At 60.0% G+C, this 15602-nt stretch carries 13 protein-coding genes and 1 riboswitch; of the genes, 8 read left to right on the top strand and 5 right to left on the bottom strand.

Going from position 1 to position 15602, the window contains the following annotated elements; all coding sequences use genetic code 11:
* The first annotated feature begins 61 nt into the window (after positions 1–61).
* Positions 62–1285, top strand: coding sequence for a hypothetical protein (locus tag BQ7483_RS11545; protein ID WP_072546004.1), 1224 nt, complete (start codon positions 62–64; stop codon positions 1283–1285).
* On the opposite strand, the gene BQ7483_RS11540 is transcribed toward BQ7483_RS11545, so the two are convergent.
* On the bottom strand, positions 1234–2715 hold the full coding sequence (locus tag BQ7483_RS11540) for a glycoside hydrolase family 10-like protein (protein ID WP_072546003.1): 1482 nt from the start codon (positions 2713–2715) through the stop codon (positions 1234–1236). The two genes, BQ7483_RS11545 and BQ7483_RS11540, sit on opposite strands and share 52 nt — an antisense overlap.
* A 118-nt stretch (positions 2716–2833) precedes the next feature.
* Here BQ7483_RS11540 and BQ7483_RS11535 point away from each other — a divergent pair, with 118 nt between their 5' ends.
* The 6 genes from BQ7483_RS11535 to BQ7483_RS11510 all read left to right on the top strand — a co-directional run bounded on the left by BQ7483_RS11535 (position 2834) and on the right by BQ7483_RS11510 (position 8727).
* Positions 2834–4276 carry a carbon starvation CstA family protein gene (locus BQ7483_RS11535; RefSeq protein ID WP_022021522.1) on the top strand — a complete coding sequence of 481 codons (1443 nt, stop codon included), beginning with the start codon at positions 2834–2836 and terminating at the stop codon, positions 4274–4276.
* A gap of 14 nt (positions 4277–4290) precedes the next feature.
* On the top strand, positions 4291–4491 hold the full coding sequence (locus BQ7483_RS11530) for a hypothetical protein (protein WP_022021521.1): 201 nt from the start codon (positions 4291–4293) through the stop codon (positions 4489–4491).
* Between the two features lie 77 nt (positions 4492–4568).
* Positions 4569–5048 carry a hypothetical protein gene (locus BQ7483_RS11525; RefSeq protein WP_072546002.1) on the top strand — a complete coding sequence of 160 codons (480 nt, stop codon included), beginning with the start codon at positions 4569–4571 and terminating at the stop codon, positions 5046–5048.
* A 315-nt stretch (positions 5049–5363) separates the two neighbouring features.
* Positions 5364–5463, top strand: a riboswitch (TPP riboswitch).
* A gap of 87 nt (positions 5464–5550) precedes the next feature.
* The gene (locus BQ7483_RS11520; RefSeq protein ID WP_072546001.1) at positions 5551–6174 is read left to right on the top strand and encodes a thiamine phosphate synthase; all 624 of its coding nucleotides are present in this window, start codon (positions 5551–5553) and stop codon (positions 6172–6174) included.
* Between the two features lie 12 nt (positions 6175–6186).
* Positions 6187–7914 carry a phosphomethylpyrimidine synthase ThiC gene (gene thiC / locus BQ7483_RS11515; RefSeq protein ID WP_072546000.1) on the top strand — a complete coding sequence of 576 codons (1728 nt, stop codon included), beginning with the start codon at positions 6187–6189 and terminating at the stop codon, positions 7912–7914.
* Positions 7915–7953: 39 nt separating this feature from the next.
* On the top strand, positions 7954–8727 hold the full coding sequence (locus BQ7483_RS11510) for a sulfide-dependent adenosine diphosphate thiazole synthase (protein WP_072546241.1): 774 nt from the start codon (positions 7954–7956) through the stop codon (positions 8725–8727).
* Between the two features lie 302 nt (positions 8728–9029).
* Here BQ7483_RS11510 and BQ7483_RS11505 read toward each other — a convergent pair whose 3' ends face one another.
* From BQ7483_RS11505 to uvrA, 3 genes are read right to left on the bottom strand one after another with little or no spacing between them, the layout of a single operon-like run.
* Complete coding sequence (locus BQ7483_RS11505) at positions 9030–9647, bottom strand: thiamine phosphate synthase (protein WP_072545999.1); 618 nt, start codon at positions 9645–9647, stop codon at positions 9030–9032.
* Positions 9644–10453: a bifunctional hydroxymethylpyrimidine kinase/phosphomethylpyrimidine kinase gene (gene thiD / locus BQ7483_RS11500; protein ID WP_072545998.1), complete on the bottom strand. Its 810-nt coding sequence runs from the start codon at positions 10451–10453 to the stop codon at positions 9644–9646. The genes BQ7483_RS11505 and thiD overlap by 4 nt, the downstream gene beginning before the upstream one ends.
* Before the next feature lie 14 nt (positions 10454–10467).
* A complete protein-coding gene (gene uvrA, locus BQ7483_RS11495; protein WP_072545997.1) occupies positions 10468–13248 on the bottom strand; it encodes an excinuclease ABC subunit UvrA in 2781 nt (926 codons plus the stop codon).
* Positions 13249–13542: 294 nt separating this feature from the next.
* On the opposite strand from uvrA, the gene BQ7483_RS11490 reads away from it, so the two are divergent.
* Positions 13543–15051: a glycoside hydrolase family 10-like protein gene (locus tag BQ7483_RS11490; RefSeq protein WP_072545996.1), complete on the top strand. Its 1509-nt coding sequence runs from the start codon at positions 13543–13545 to the stop codon at positions 15049–15051.
* On the opposite strand, the gene BQ7483_RS11485 is transcribed toward BQ7483_RS11490, so the two are convergent.
* Complete coding sequence (locus BQ7483_RS11485) at positions 15048–15596, bottom strand: chromate transporter (protein WP_072545995.1); 549 nt, start codon at positions 15594–15596, stop codon at positions 15048–15050. The two genes, BQ7483_RS11490 and BQ7483_RS11485, sit on opposite strands and share 4 nt — an antisense overlap.
* Positions 15597–15602 lie beyond the last annotated feature (6 nt).

Genomic DNA, 15602 nt, shown 5'->3' with positions numbered 1-15602 from the left:
TACAATTGCAAAGTAGACATTACAAAATTTGTGTAAGTTTGCATTCAAAACGATAAAAAGTATGAAGCTGCATCTTTTTAATCCCGATACGGATTTGGCCTTGGCTTGCGACGACGGCCATTACATTGCTCCAGTGCAGGTGAGGGACATGGCGCGCGACTTGTCGCTGCTCCCCCTGTGGTATGCCGGGGCGGGAGGAAAAGTATGGGTTACGGACAGGAAAACAATGGATTACGCCTCGCAAATGTGCCTTTTGTTCGGCTTGGATGCCGAGGCGGTGGCCGATGCCGGCGCGATAGGGGGCGGGCCGGTGGAGGCGGCGCCTTGGGGATGGAACCGTACCGTCCGCCAGTCGTTCCTGAAGCTGGGTGTCCATGGGGAGGACTTGCCTTCGGACGGCTGGTTGGATGTGTACCGTCGGCTGGCTTCCCGGCGGACATCGGCCGCCTTGTTGCGCCGCTGGCCGCTGGAGGGACCCTATGGAGGGGAGTCCGAGGTGCTGTACACCCTGGACGAGTGCCGGGCCTATGCCGATGGGCATGGGGCGGTGGTATTCAAGGCGCCGTGGTCGAGCAGCGGCAAGGGCTTGTGCTGGTGCCGGGCCGACTTCTCCCTGTCGGCCGGCTGGTGCGGCAGGACGCTTCGCGAGCAGGGAGCGGTGGTGGCGTCTCCTATATATAATAAGGTGGAAGACCTGGCCTTGGAGTTTATGGCAGGCGAGGACGGGCGGATGGATTTCTTGGGCTATTCCTCGTTCTTGACCGACGGTTACGGGCGTTATCAGGGCAATCGGGTGTGGTCGGCCGATGTGTTCGAGGCGTATATGACCCGCTACGTGGCGCGGGAGGAATGGGAGCGTTTGCGGAAGGGGCTGATACCTCTGCTGGCCGTCTATGGGGAGGCGGGCTATCGTGGTCCTCTGGGGGTAGACATGATGGTGTGCCGCAGAGAAGATGGAGGCTTCTTCCTGCATCCGATGGTCGAGGTCAACCTGCGCATGAACATGGGCATCGTGGCCCTGCGGCTGGCGGAGCGGGTATTGGGGAGCGGCCTCTCAGGGCGGTTTGACATCGTTCGCTACCCGTCAGTCGGGGCGTTGCGCGAGGCTGCCGGCAGGATGTTGCACGAGGCCCCTCCACAAGTGCGTGAGGGACGGCTGGTGGGCGGCACCTTACCGTTGGTGCCTGTGACCTCAGAAAGCCGTTTTCTGGCGGTGCTGACCGTTATTTCGGGTCAATCTGAGTCCCGGCCGACGGTGGCTGAGGGGGCGCTTTCGTTGCCATAGCGGTCGATGGCTGTCACGGCAAAGTAGCGGCGGCTGGTCCACGGCAGGATGGGGGCATAGATGTACTCCGTGCCGCGTATGCCGATGGCAACGATGTTGGCAGGATTCTCCGTGTCGACGGGGCTGGTGTCCGAGGCATAGACGATGTAGGTGGGAGTGTTTCTGCCGTCGTTGTCCGTCGACGCTTCCCATTGCAGGCGGGTGTAGCCTTCGGCTATCTGGTGGAGGGAGAGCCGGGCGGGAGGAGTGGGCGCGATGCTGTCGGCCCATGTCATGGGCGGTTGCAGGGCCGGGCAGGCATAGAAGTCGTTCAGCAGGGCGTCGTAGAGGTTTTGTGTATTGTCCGTCACAAACTTCACCCGATAGTGGGCTTCGCCGGCCAGGTGGTGGTGGCGTACGAAGTTGATTTGCCGCTCAATCTCGTCGAGCTCCCAGTTGCCTTCGCTGGGGTGGAGGAAGTAGACACCCAGGCCGGGAACCACGTGGCGGCCGTTGCTCTGCTCCTGCCAGTCGAGCGCAAAGGGGTAGAAGGCATTGCCGCGGAAGTACATCATGGGATAAATCTGGTCCTGGATGCCTTCACCCAGCCATCCCTGCACATCCTGGTAGACTACATGGAAGGCATTCCATCCCTTGGACGAGTAGCGGCTCGTGTCGCGGTACTTGCCTACGGGGCAGGTGCTCACCTTGACCCACGGTTTCAGCTGTTTTACACCTTTGTATATATAGCGCACGATTTCGGTGATATTGTCCCTGCGCCATTGGTCGAGGCTCCGCCCCTTGCCATATTTGCGGTAGTCGTAACTGTCGGGGAAGCGCAAGGCACGTTCGGGGTAGCGCAGGTAGTCGAAGTGTACGCCGTCCACATCGTAGCGCTCCACAACCTCTTTGACGAGGCTCATGAGGTATTCCTTGGTCTTCGGGTGGCCGGGGTTCAGGAAGTATTCGTTCTTGTAGCGCAGGCAGATGTCGGGCTGGCGGCGGGTGACGGACTGATTGCCCAGCGAGGCCACATGCTTGCGTCCGCCCAGGGGGATGGACACCATCCAGGCATGGCACTCCATGCCGCGCTTGTGGCACTCCTCGACGGCAAAGGCCAGCGGGTCGTAGCCGGGGTCCTGTCCCACCTTGCCCGTCAGGATGGAGTTGAAGGGTTCGATGTCCGAGCGGTAGAGGACGTCGCCCCTCGTGCGCGTCTGGAAGAGGATGGTGTTGAAGTTGGCCGCCTTCAGCTTGTCCAGTATCTCGACCAGCTCTTCCTGCTGCTTGCGGATGCCGGCGGCCGAGGTGGCTTTGGCGCGCGGCCAGTCGAGGCCGTAGACGGCGGTAATCCACGCGGCCCGCACCTCGTACTTGGGCGGAGTCTGGGCGGAGGGGGGGAGAAGCGTTGCCAGCAGGCAGACTATGGTGAGCAGAAACGAACGAATCATAAGTAAAACGGTTTGTTATTTTTCGGCGGCGAATTTACAAAAACTGCCGTTAAATTGTGCAGATTGTTAGGAAACAATTACATTTGCAGGCATAAAAGTAAACGGAAAAACATACGCCATGATTACATTTACAATTTGTCTGCTGGCTTTGATAGCCGGCTATCTGCTTTACGGACGGGTGGTGGAGCGTATTTTCGGACCCGATGACCGCCGGACACCCGCCCTGACGAAGGCCGACGGCGTGGACTATATCCCCCTGCCTACCTGGAAAATCTTCATGATACAATTTCTCAACATCGCGGGTGTAGGCCCCATTTTCGGTGCCATCATGGGTGCCATGTTCGGCACGGCGTCCTACTTGTGGATTGTGTTGGGAAGCATCTTTGCGGGTGCGGTGCACGACTATCTGTCGGGCATGCTGTCCCTGCGCAACGGCGGCGAGAGCCTTCCCGAAATCATCGGCCGCTACCTGGGGCTGACTACCAAGCAGGTGATGCGGGCCTTCACCGTGGTGCTGATGATGCTCGTAGGGGCGGTCTTTGTGGCTTCACCCGCGGGACTGCTGGCCCGCCTGACGCCGGAGTCGCTCGACGTCACCTTTTGGATTATCGTCATCTTCATCTATTACATCCTGGCTACCCTGCTGCCGGTCGACAAGATTATCGGCAAGATTTACCCGCTTTTCGCCGTGGCCCTTATCTTCATGGCGGTGGGTATCCTGGTGATGCTCTATGTACACCACCCGGCGCTGCCCGAATTGTGGGACGGACTGGAGAATACCCATCCGCAGGCGGAGACGAGCCCCATCTTCCCGATGATGTTCATCACCATCGCCTGCGGGGCCATTTCGGGTTTCCATGCCACGCAGAGCCCGCTTATGGCCCGTTGCATCACCAGTGAACGGCACGGTCGCCCCGTGTTCTACGGTGCCATGATTACCGAGGGTGTCGTGGCTCTGGTATGGGCAACGGTGGCCACGTACTTCTTCCATGAGAACGGAATGGGACTGAGCGACGCGTCTGTTGTGGTGTTCGACATCAGCAAGGGATGGTTGGGCGAAGTGGGAGGCGTGCTGGCCATCCTCGGCGTGGTGGCTGCGCCCATCACCAGCGGCGACACGGCGTTCCGCTCGGCGCGGCTCATTGTGGCCGATTTCCTCCATCTGGAGCAGAAGTCCATGCGGCGGCGCCTGTACATCTGCATCCCCATGTTCGTGGCCGCCGCGGCGCTGCTGGTCTACAGCCTGCGCGATGCGGAGGGCTTCCAGCGCATCTGGCGCTACTTTGCGTGGGCCAACCAGACGCTGTCCGTCTTTACGCTGTGGGCCGTCACCATATGGCTGGTGCGCGAAAGGGGGCGTTTCAGCTACCTGGTGACGCTGCTGCCTGCCCTGCTGATGACGGCGGTGTGCACCTCTTATATCTGTGTAGAACCCAAGGGAGGCCTTGGCCTGGGACTTCAGTATGCCGGTCCGATAGCCGTTGGAGCGGCGGTGGTGGGCCTGGTGTGGTTCGCCTTGTGGAAGCGGAAGTATGAACAGACGGGGCGCATCCGTGCCTGAGAGGGAGGTGGCTTATGAAGAAAAGACTCAAGAAATCGACGGCGCTGCCTCTGGCGCTGCTCGTCTACATCACGGCGACGGCGGCCTATTTCCTGCCGCGCAATACGGAAATCAGTGTGACGGAGAAGTATATCACCGTTGCAGCCTCGTATGTCATCGTCTTTCTGCTGTGGCTGGTGCTGCGCCGCAGGGAGCGGAAGGAGGGGGAAAAGTAAAGATTTCCCTACCCGAAGGGGCGGATAAGGCTTTAATATCGTATATTTGCAGAATGTTTCATTAATACGACTGAAAGATGAAAAAACTGATGTTCATGTTCAGCCTGCTGCTGGTGACGCTGGCGGCTCAGGCACAATTCGAGAAAGGAAAGTGGTTTGTGAACCCCTCGGTCACGGGGCTGAACCTGTCTTACAATACCGGTACGGAGAAGGCGCACTTCGGCCTTGAGGCCAACGGAGGTGCCTTCCTGGCCGACAACGTGGTGCTGCTTGTACACCTGGGCGCCGACTGGCAGGGCGGAGGTGCCGACGATTACAAGGTAGGCGTGGGCGGAAGATACTACTTCGACGCCATCGGCATCTACCTGGGGGCGAACGTCAACCTCAATCACCGCGTGTGGACGGGCGACCATCGCACGCGCGTTGGCTTCGGTGCCGAGGCGGGATATGCCTTTTTCCTCTCGCGCACGGTGACCATCGAGCCGGCCGTTTATTGGGACATCAATAAAGACCGCTCCGAACTGGGCCTGAAAGTGGGCTTCGGATTCTACTTCTAAACGGTGCACGCTCCGTAGTAAAAAATCTGTATACGCGTGTTTTCTCATAGCAAAAGGCAGGCTTTTGCCGACCAAAAGCCGTACTTTTGCTTAGCAAAAGCCGTACTTTTGGTCACCAAAAGTACGGCTTTTGGTATACCCCCTCCAGGAGTATCTGTAGGGCCGATTTGGGGTTTGAGAAAAAAAAGGACAATTCTTGCCCTCCAAAGCCCCCGTCTGCCTCCCTCGGACACCGGCCTTCTCCGCACCGCCCGCCGTGAAAAATCACCCAAAAGCCTTGCAATTCCCGATTTTTATTCCGTTATTTGTCGCAGATTTCAGAAAAGGGGGTGCCTTGCGAAAGCGTGGGGCTGAGATTATACCCATAGAACCTGATACGGGTCATGCCGTCGGAGGGATTTTCTTGAGTATGCTTCTTGCATCCGCTGCCCGCGGAGCACACCACGCACGGTTCCCTTTCTGTCATCCCATAACCCGACGTCAAACCACAGAAAGGAGCGATATGTTTCAAGTACAGTTCATCACCCATTACACCGAAACCATCAGTTATCCCCAGTCTGCCCGTATCGCGCTCGAGGGGGGATGCCGCTGGATACAGCTGCGAATGAAGGACGCCACGGACGAAGAAGTGGAACCCGTAGCCCGCGAAGTGCAGGCTTTGTGCCGCGACTTCAACGCCTATTTCGTGCTGGACGACCGTGTGGAGCTCGCGAAACGCCTGCATACCGACGGCGTACACCTGGGCCGTCTCGACATGCCCGTCGACGAAGCCCGCGCTTACCTCGGCCCCGAGTTCATCATAGGCGGTACGGCCAACACGTTTGAAGACATTCTCCGCCTCCATCGGGCCGGGGCCGACTACATCGGATGCGGGCCTTTCCGATACACTACAACGAAGAAAAACCTCGCACCCATCCTCGGCCTGGAGGGCTACACCCGCATTCTGGACCGGATGGACGGGGCGGGAATCCGCCTTCCCGTCGTGGGCATCGGGGGCATCGGGGCGGACGACATACCCGCTCTCCGTGCCACAGGCCTCAACGGCATTGCCCTCAGCGGCAGCATCCTGCGGGCCGAAGACCCCGTCCGCGAGATGGAACGCATCATCAGACTAACCCAACAATAACGCAATAAGTATATGGAAGACAACATTCGAATCACCTATCCAGACTCTGAAAAGGTCTATCTGCGGGGCGAAATCCACCCCGACGTACGGGTAGGCATGCGGCGCGTCAGCCTGACGCCCACCGTCAGCATCGAGGAAGGCCGCCGCGTCACGCGGCAGAACCCGCCTGTCTATGTCTACGACACCAGCGGGCCCTACAGCGACCCCGCCGTTTCCATCGACCTCCGCAAGGGGCTTCCCCGCCTGCGCGAGCAGTGGATACGCAGCCGCGAGGTTGAGCAGCTCAAGGAAATCTCGTCGGAATACGGCCGTCAGCGACTGGCTGACCGCAGCCTGGACCACCTGCGCTTCGAGCACATCTGCCTGCCTTACCGGGCAAAAGCCGGCTGTCAGGTGTCTCAGATGTACTACGCCAAGCAGGGAATCGTTACTCCCGAGATGGAATACGTGGCCATTCGTGAGAACATGAACAACCGCGAACTGGGCATCGAGTCCTACATTACGCCCGAGTTCGTGCGGCAGGAGATAGCCGCCGGCCGTGCCGTTCTGCCTGCAAACGTCAACCATCCCGAGGCCGAACCCATGATTATCGGCTCGCGCTTCCTGGTGAAAATCAATACGAACATCGGCAATTCCGCCACAACCTCCACCATCGAGGACGAAGTGGAGAAGGCCATCTGGAGCTGCAAGTGGGGAGGAGACACGCTGATGGACCTCTCTACGGGCGAGAATATCCACGAGACGCGCGAGTGGATCATACGCAACTGCCCCGTTCCCGTAGGCACCGTGCCCATGTATCAGGCCATGGAGAAGGTCAACGGTCGTGCCGAAGACCTCACTTGGGAACTGTTCCGCGACACCCTTGTCGAGCAGTGCGAGCAGGGCGTGGACTACTTCACCATCCATTGCGGCATCCGTCTGAAGAACATCCACTACGCTGGCGACCGCCTTTGCGGCATGGTGAGCCGCGGCGGAAGCATCATTTCCCAGTGGTGCAAGGTACACCAGCGGGAGAGTTTCCTCTATGAACACTTCGACGACATCTGCGATATCTGTGCCCGATACGACGTGGCCCTCTCCCTTGGCGACGGCCTGCGCCCCGGTGCCATCTACGATGCCAACGACAAAGCCCAGTTTGCCGAGCTCGACACCATGGGAGAACTCGTGCAGCGGGCCTGGGCCAAGAACGTACAGGCCTTTATCGAAGGTCCCGGCCACGTGCCGATGCACAAGATAAAAGAGAACATGGAGCGGCAGATAGAGAAGTGTCATGGGGCACCTTTCTATACGCTTGGCCCCATCGTGACCGACATTGCGCCCGGCTACGACCACATCACCAGTGCCATCGGAGCCGCCCAGATAGGCTGGCTGGGCACGGCCATGCTCTGCTACGTCACGCCCAAGGAGCACCTGGCCCTGCCTCAGAAGGAAGACGTGCGCGTGGGTGTGGTCACCTACAAGATAGCCGCCCATGCCGCCGACCTTGCCAAAGGCCATCCCGGAGCCGAGGTTCGCGACAACGCCCTCAGTAAGGCACGCTACGAATTCCGCTGGAAAGACCAGTTCAACCTCAGCCTCGACCCCGAGCGCGCGTTGCAGTATTACCGGGAAGCCAACCACTTGAACGGCAAGTACTGTACGATGTGTGGCCCCCATTTCTGCGCCATGCGCATCAGTCAGCGCCTGACCGACTGCGACTATACCGGCGGCGAAACGGTGCCCGAGGACGGAGACCGCTGAGAAAAGAAACCAGATTACACATTATTATATTATATGAAAATGATAGAAACTAAAGTATCACAGGGTATCATCAGTACCTATTTCGAGAAGTTGGAGAAGAACCTTGACCTCGATGTAGCCATTGTAGGCGGCGGTCCTTCGGGTATTGTGGCAGCCTACTACCTGGCCAAGGCGGGATTGAAGGTAGCCCAGTTCGACCGTAAACTGGCACCCGGTGGTGGCATGTGGGGTGGCGCCATGATGTTCAATCAGATTGTCATCCAGGAAGAAGCTATGGACATCGTGCGCGAATTCGAAATCAATCATGCGCCTTTCGGCGACGGGCTGTACGTAATGGACTCGGTTGAGAGCACCTCTTCGCTGCTCTATCATGCCGTTCATGCTGGAGCCACCATCTTCAACTGCTACTCGGTGGAGGATGTCATCTTCAAGAACAATCAGGTAAGCGGTGTGGTAGTCAACTGGACGCCCGTGCTTCGTGAGGGCTTGCACGTAGACCCGCTGAACATTCTGGCCAAGGTAGTCATTGACGGAACCGGCCACGACAGCGAGATTGCCGCTACCGTAGCCCGCAAGAACGGTATCTGCCTGGCCACCGAGACCGGCGCCGTCATCGGCGAACGCTCGCTCGATGTTGCCACAGGTGAGGAAGAAGTGGTGAACGGCACCAAGGAAATCTATCCCGGCCTCTACGTGTGTGGCATGGCTGCATCGGCCGTATCGGGTACGCCGCGTATGGGGCCCATCTTCGGCGGCATGTTGATGTCCGGCAAGAAGGTAGCCGATGAAATCATCGCCCGCCTGAAGAAGTAAGGACAGAAGGCTGCCCGGCAGCAACAGAAAAGGCAGGAAACGCACCGCCGCGAGCGGAGTGTTTCCTGCCTTTTTTATGTCCGGAGGGGAGGGAAGATGACGAAGTGCTTCGTGGCAGTGTGACACGGTGCTTCGTGAGGGTGCGACACAGTGCTTCGTGAGGGTGCGACACAGTGCTTCGTGAGAGGGTGACAAAGCACTTCATGAGGGCATGACGAAGCACTGCGTGAGCAGGTCACACAGCACTTCGTCATAAAGTCTTGGAACAGATGGTTGCGGGGCGGGATGGCCGTCGTGCGTCGTCATGCCTTTTCCACCTCCCGGGCAATGTGCGCCAGTTCGCCGAAGCGGGCGAGCAGGGCGGGGAGGTCGGCGGCCGAGCGGTAGTCCTTCCAGATGTCGCCCAGCAGGGCGGCGCCTCCGAAACCGAGGTCGTGGAGCAGGGAAAGTTTGTCGGCCGTCACGCCGCCCAGGGCGATGGTCCTGCGGGTCAGGATGCCTTCGCGGGCGGCCTGTCGGAGCTGCTCCGGGTCGAAGCCCGCGCGGTAGCCCTGCTTGGAGATGCTGTCGAAGATGGGGCTCAGGAAGTAATAGTCGGTCAGCGGACCGAATCGGGCCACCTCCTCCAGCGAGTGGCACGAACGGCTCAGCAGTCCCTTGAACCCTTCGGGTGCATGGGGATTGCGTCCGTTCAGATGGATGCCTCCCAGGCGGTAGCGGGCCTGCAGGGCGAAATGGTCGTGCAGGCTGATGCGCCCGTAGTGCTCCGCCGGCAGAAGGCGGATGAGGGCTTCAAGCTCCTCCTCCGTACAGCCGGGCTTGCGCAGGTGCAGGCGGTCGAGGCCGGCGTCCAGGAGCTGTGTCAGGGCTTGGGCCTCGTCGGGCAGGAAGTCGGGGGCGGTGATGACTACGAGCTTCATGCCTCTACGGGAAACTGGTCCGCCATGTGCCACAGGGGGCCGTTGCCGTGGCCGATGCGCAGCTGGCTTCCGGCCTGGAGGGCACGGTTGAGGTATTCCTTGGCTTGGGCAATGGCTTCGGGCAGCTCGCATCCCCGTCCGATGAAGGTGGCGATGGCCGACGAAAGGGTGCAGCCGGTGCCGTGCAGGTTGGGCGTGTCGATGCGGGGTGAAGTGAAGAAGTGGAAGTCGCCGTCGTAGAGCACGTCCACCATCTCTTCGCCTTCCATGTGGCCGCCCTTGATGAGGAAGGCACACTGGTGGCGTCCGTACAGGGCGCGGGCGGCCTGCTTCATCTCGTCCACGGTGTGTATCCGGGCTCCCAGCAGGGTCGATGCCTCGTGCAGGTTGGGGGTGGCCACGCGGCTCAGAGGCAGCAGGAAGAGGGGCAGGGCACGGAGGGCCTTGTCGTCCGTCAGGCGGCGTCCGCTGGTCGAGACCATGACGGGGTCGAGCACGACGGGCAGGTCGCGCCGCTTCAGCAGCAGGCTGCTGATGGCCTTGATGGTGTCATACTGGCCGGTCATGCCTATCTTGACGGCCTTGACGTCGAGGTCGTCGAGTACGGCCTTGATCTGGTCTCTCACCAGCACGGCGGGCAGGTATTGCACGAGCGATACCGTCTGCGTGTTTTGTACGGTGATGGACGTGATGGCGGCGGCGGCATAGCTGCCGAGAGCCGAGATGGTCTTGATGTCGGCCTGTATGCCTGCTCCGCCCGAGGGGTCGGAACCGGCTATGGTGAGTATTACGTCTGGATTTTTCATGATGTATATCGTTATTATGGTTGTACGTTCAATTTTTCTTTCAGGAACTGCCCCGTGTAGCTGGCGGCACAGGCGGCCACTTCTTCGGGCGTGCCTGCCACGACCAGGTTGCCGCCGCGGTCGCCTCCTTCGGGGCCGAGGTCTATCACGTAGTCGGCACACTTGATGACGTCCAGGTTGTGCTCGATGATGACGATGCTGTGTCCGCGGCGGATGAGGGCGTCGAAGGCTTCGAGCAGCTTGCGGATGTCGTGGAAGTGGAGGCCGGTGGTGGGCTCGTCGAAGATGAAGAGCGTCGGGTCGGCCTTCTCCAGGCTCAGGTAGTAGGCCAGCTTGACGCGCTGGTTCTCGCCGCCCGAGAGGGTGGACGACGACTGCCCCAGCTTGATGTAGCCTAGGCCCACGTCCTGTAGCGGGATGAGCTTCTTGACGATTTTCTTCTGGCCGTACTGGCTGAAGAATTCGATGGCCTGGTCAACGGTCATCTCGAGCACGTCGTAGATGTTGGCGTCGTGGAAGCGCACCTCCAGCGTGTCGGGCTTGAAGCGCTTGCCGTGGCACGACTCGCACTCCAGCACCAGGTCGGCCATGAACTGCATCTCCACGGTGATGGTGCCTTCGCCCTTGCACTCCTCGCAACGGCCGCCTTCGCTATTGAAGCTGAAGTAGCCGGCGGTGTAGCCCATCTGCTTGGACAGCGGCTGGTCGGCATAGAGCTTGCGTATCTCGTCGTAGGCCTTGAGGTAGGTCACGGGGTTGCTTCGCGACGACTTGCCGATGGGGTTCTGGTCGACGAACTCCACGTTGCGCAGGTTGCGCAGGTCGCCGCCGATGCTTACGAACTCGCCCGGCCGTTCGCTGCACTCGTCCAGCTCGCGCTTCAGGGCGCGGTAGAAGATGTCGCGCACCAGCGTACTCTTGCCCGAGCCGCTGACGCCCGTCACCACCGTCATCACGTTCAGGGGGAAGCGCACGTCGATACCCTTGAGGTTGTTCTCGCGAGCACCCTTTATCTCGATATAGTTGTTCCACGGGCGGTGTTGCGCAGGCACGGGGATGGTCTCCTCGCCCAGCAGGTAGCGCACGGTGTAGCTGTTGCTATGCTTCTGTAGGTCCTTCATGTCGCCCTGGTACACCACCTCGCCTCCCAGGCGTCCGGCCTTGGGGCCGATGTCGATGATGTAGTCGGCGGCGCGGATGATTTCTTCGTCGTGTTCTACGACGACCACCGTGTTACCCAACTGCTGGAGTTGGCGCAAGACACGTATCAGCTTGTCCGTGTCGCGGCTATGGAGGCCGATGCTGGGTTCGTCCAGTATGTAGAGACTCCCCACAAGGCTGCTGCCCAGCGAGGTGGCCAGGTTGATGCGCTGGCTCTCGCCGCCCGACAGGGAGTTGCTCAGACGGTTCAGTGTCAGATAGCCCAGGCCCACGTCGACAAGGAAGCGGATGCGGCTGTTTATCTCCGTCAGGATGCGGCTGGCCACCTGTGTTTCGTGTTCGGTGAGCTTCAGGTGGTCGAAGAATGCCTTCAGCTCGGTGATGGGCAAGTCTACCAGCTCCGAGATGTTGCGTCCGCCCACCCGTACGTAACCTGCTTCGGGCTTCAGGCGGCTGCCATGGCAACGCGGACAGATGGTCTTCCCGCGGTAGCGGGCCAGCATCACGCGGTATTGTATCTTGTATTGGTTCTCCTGCAACATGCGGAAGAAAGCGTTGATGCCTTCGAAGTAGGGCGTACCCTCCCACAACATGCGGCGCTGCTCGTCGGTCAGCTGGTAGTAGGGGGTGAAGATGGGGAAGCCAGCCTTCTCGGCTCCGCGGATGACCATGTCGCGCCATTCGCCCATCTTCTCGCCGCGCCAGCACATCACGGCTCCGTCGTAGACGGACAGGGCGCGGTTGGGCACTACCAGATGCTCGTCGATGCCGATGACGCGGCCGAAGCCTTCGCACTCGGGGCAGGCGCCCATGGGCGAGTTGAAGGAGAACATCTGGTCGTTGGGCTCCTCGAAGGTGATGCCGTCGGCCTCGAACTTGGTGCTGAAGCGGTAGAGGCGGGTAGTGCCGTCGGGTTGGTAGAAGCGCAGGAGGCAGGCACCGTCGCCCTCGTACATGGCCGTCTCCACGGAGTCGGTCAGGCGGCTCACGGTGTCCTTCTCGGCCGAAGCCGTCAGGCGGTCTATCAGGAGGAAGAGGGTGTCGCCCTCGTGGGGTTCATATTCGTCGATGCGGACGGCCTGCCCGTTCACTTCCAGGCGGGTGAAGCCCTGCTTCAGGTCGATGTCGAGCTGCTCCTTCAGGGTGCGTCCCTGGGGGACGAGCAGGGGAGTGAGGACGGTGAAGCGGGTGCCTTCGGGATACTCCAGCATGCACTGGACGATGTCTTCGGCCGAATGCTTCTTCACCTCCTGCCCGCTGACGGGGCTGAAGGTGCGGCCGATGCGGGCGTAGAGCAGGCGCAGGTATTCGTAGATTTCGGTCGAGGTGCCCACGGTGGAGCGCGGATTGCGGCTGTTCACCTTCTGCTCGATGGCGATGGCGGGGGGGATGCCCTTGATATAGTCGCACTCGGGCTTGCTCATGCGTCCCAGGAACTGGCGGGCATAGCTGCTGAGGCTTTCCACATAGCGGCGCTGCCCCTCGGCGTAGAGGGTGTCGAAGGCCAGCGACGACTTGCCCGAGCCCGACAGGCCGGTGATGACTACCAGCCGGCCTCGCGGTATCTCGACGTCGATGTTCTTCAGGTTGTTGACGCGGGCGCCTTTTATGATGATGGAATTTGTTTCGCTCATGTTGTGTCTTCGCTTATGACCTGCGAAGTTACGGAAAAACAAATCAACCCGCAATATTTGACCGTATTTTGTCAAATTTGTCCGGCCTCTTTTTTGTGGTGCATGTCTCTCCGGGGGAAAAGCATTGCTTTTTATGGTGAAAAACATTGCTTTTTGGGGAGGAAAACATTGCTTCTTTCAGGGCAAAACATTGCCGGTCGTGGAGCAAAACCGAGCTTGTTTTGGGGCGGAGGCTTGGCACTTCTCCCGCTTTGCACTATCTTTGCGTCCGTTATGTATAAACGGATGAAAACAATGAAACTGAAAAACTTATTCGTGTGGGTGCTGCTGCTGGCCTCGTGTGCCGCCTGGGCGCAGGAGCTGGGGCAACCCCGCTATCCCAAACGTGAATTCCGCGCCGCCTGGATACAGACGGTGAACGGGCAGTTCAAGGGTATGACGGCCTCGCAGATGCAGGCCACCCTCATCAGTCAGCTCAACTCCCTGCAAGGGGCGGGCATCAATGCCATCATCTTCCAGGTGCGCCCCGAGGCCGACGCCCTCTATGCCTCGAAGCTGGAGCCCTGGAGCCGCTTCCTGACGGGCGTGCAGGGGCAGGCTCCGCAACCCTATTGGGACCCCATGCAGTTCATGATAGACGAGTGCCACAAGCGCGGCATGGAGTTTCATGCCTGGATCAACCCCTATCGCGTGAAGACGTCGCTCGACCATCCGCTGGCTCCCCAGCACGTCTACAACCGCCATCCCGAGTGGTTCCTGACGTACGGCAACCAGCTCTTCTTCGACCCCGCCCTGCCGCAGAGCCGCGACTACATCTGCCAGGTGGTGAGCGACATCGTGTCGCGCTACGACGTCGATGCCATCCACATGGACGACTATTTCTATCCCTATCCCGTCAAGGGGGTGGAGTTCCCCGATACGGCCAGCTTTGCCCGCTATGGCGGCGGATTCGACAACATCGGCGACTGGCGGCGGAGCAACGTCAACCTGCTCATCCGCAAGATTCACGAGACGGTGCGCGCCCTGAAGCCGTGGGTCAAGTTCGGCGTGTCGCCCTTCGGCATCTACCGCAACGAGTCGAGCGACCCGCTGGGAAGCAAGACCCGCGGCCTGCAGAACTACGACGACCTCTATGCCGACGTGTTGCTTTGGGCGCGCGAGGGGTGGATAGACTACAACATTCCCCAGCTGTATTGGCAGATAGGCCATCCGGTGGCCGACTATGCCGTGCTGGTCGACTGGTGGGCCAAGCATAGCGGCGGGCGTCCGCTCTTCATCGGCCAGTCGGTGATGAACACCGTCCAGCATGCCGACCCCAAGAACCCCAACATCAACCAGCTGCCCGCCAAGATGGCCCTGCAACGTGCCTACCAGACGATTGGCGGAAGTTGCCAGTGGTATGCCGGTGCGGTGGTGGAGAATGCGGGCAAGTACCGCGACGCGCTGGTGGCCGAGTATCACAAGTATCCCGCCCTGCCGCCTGTGTTCGACTTCATGGACGACAAGGCGCCCGGCAAGGTGCGCAAGCTGAAGCCCGTGTGGACGGCCGACGGCTACATCCTCTTCTGGACGGCTCCGAAGTATAAGGACGAGATGGACCGTGCCGTGCGTTACGTGGTCTACCGCTTTGCCGACAAGGAGAAGGTGAACATCGACGACCCGTCGCACATTGTGGCCATCACCAACCAGCCGTGGTACAAGTTGCCCTACGAAGACGGCAAGACGAAGTACCGCTACGTGGTGACCGCCCTCGACCGTCTGCACAACGAGTCGAAGTCGGTGAAGAAGAAAATCAAGCTTTAATAAAGTATCAGTCCCGCCACCCCGCAGGCCACAATCATGCCGATGGGGTTCAGCTTGTACTTCTTGGTACCCACGAAGGCCACGAGGAAGATGATGCAGCTGATGACGAACGAGCGGGTGTCCTCGGTGGGCGAGCCGAAGTTTTCGGCATTCATCAGCACCAGGGCGGCCGAGGCGAGCAAGCCCACCACCGCAGGACGCAGGCCGGCAAAGACGGCCTCTACGGCCGGATGCTTCTGATATTTGAGGAAGAACTTGCTGATGGTGAGCATCAGGATGAACGAGGGGAGCACGACCGCAAGGGTGGCTACGACCGAGCCCCACACGCTGCCCGTGGCTGTGAAGCCCACGTAGGTGGCCGAGTTGATGCCGATGGGGCCGGGCGTCATCTGGCTGATGGCCACGATGTCCGTAAACTCCTGCGGCGTCAGCCAGTCGTAGCGCGTCACGACCTCGCCCTGTATCATGGAGAGCATGGCATAGCCGCCTCCGAAGCCGAACAATCCTATCTTGAAGAACGTGTAAAATAATTGCAGGTATATCATATTTCT

The sequence above is a fragment of the Mediterranea massiliensis genome (genome assembly GCF_900128475.1).
In the GTDB taxonomy this organism is placed as follows: Bacteria; Bacteroidota; Bacteroidia; order Bacteroidales; family Bacteroidaceae; genus Bacteroides; species Bacteroides massiliensis_E.
The sequence above is the reverse complement of the archived record's forward strand: the minus strand, read 5'-3'. Positions and strand labels throughout refer to the sequence as shown.

Coding starts and splice junctions, on each gene's coding strand:
- BQ7483_RS11545 (WP_072546004.1), top strand. CDS start 62: ATGAAGCTGCATCTTTTTAATCCCGATACGGATTTGGCCTTGGCTTGC.
- BQ7483_RS11540 (WP_072546003.1), bottom strand. CDS start 2,715: ATGATTCGTTCGTTTCTGCTCACCATAGTCTGCCTGCTGGCAACGCTT.
- BQ7483_RS11535 (WP_022021522.1), top strand. CDS start 2,834: ATGATTACATTTACAATTTGTCTGCTGGCTTTGATAGCCGGCTATCTG.
- BQ7483_RS11530 (WP_022021521.1), top strand. CDS start 4,291: ATGAAGAAAAGACTCAAGAAATCGACGGCGCTGCCTCTGGCGCTGCTC.
- BQ7483_RS11525 (WP_072546002.1), top strand. CDS start 4,569: ATGAAAAAACTGATGTTCATGTTCAGCCTGCTGCTGGTGACGCTGGCG.
- BQ7483_RS11520 (WP_072546001.1), top strand. CDS start 5,551: ATGTTTCAAGTACAGTTCATCACCCATTACACCGAAACCATCAGTTAT.
- thiC (WP_072546000.1), top strand. CDS start 6,187: ATGGAAGACAACATTCGAATCACCTATCCAGACTCTGAAAAGGTCTAT.
- BQ7483_RS11510 (WP_072546241.1), top strand. CDS start 7,954: ATGATAGAAACTAAAGTATCACAGGGTATCATCAGTACCTATTTCGAG.
- BQ7483_RS11505 (WP_072545999.1), bottom strand. CDS start 9,647: ATGAAGCTCGTAGTCATCACCGCCCCCGACTTCCTGCCCGACGAGGCC.
- thiD (WP_072545998.1), bottom strand. CDS start 10,453: ATGAAAAATCCAGACGTAATACTCACCATAGCCGGTTCCGACCCCTCG.
- uvrA (WP_072545997.1), bottom strand. CDS start 13,248: ATGAGCGAAACAAATTCCATCATCATAAAAGGCGCCCGCGTCAACAAC.
- BQ7483_RS11490 (WP_072545996.1), top strand. CDS start 13,543: ATGAAACTGAAAAACTTATTCGTGTGGGTGCTGCTGCTGGCCTCGTGT.
- BQ7483_RS11485 (WP_072545995.1), bottom strand. CDS start 15,596: ATGATATACCTGCAATTATTTTACACGTTCTTCAAGATAGGATTGTTC.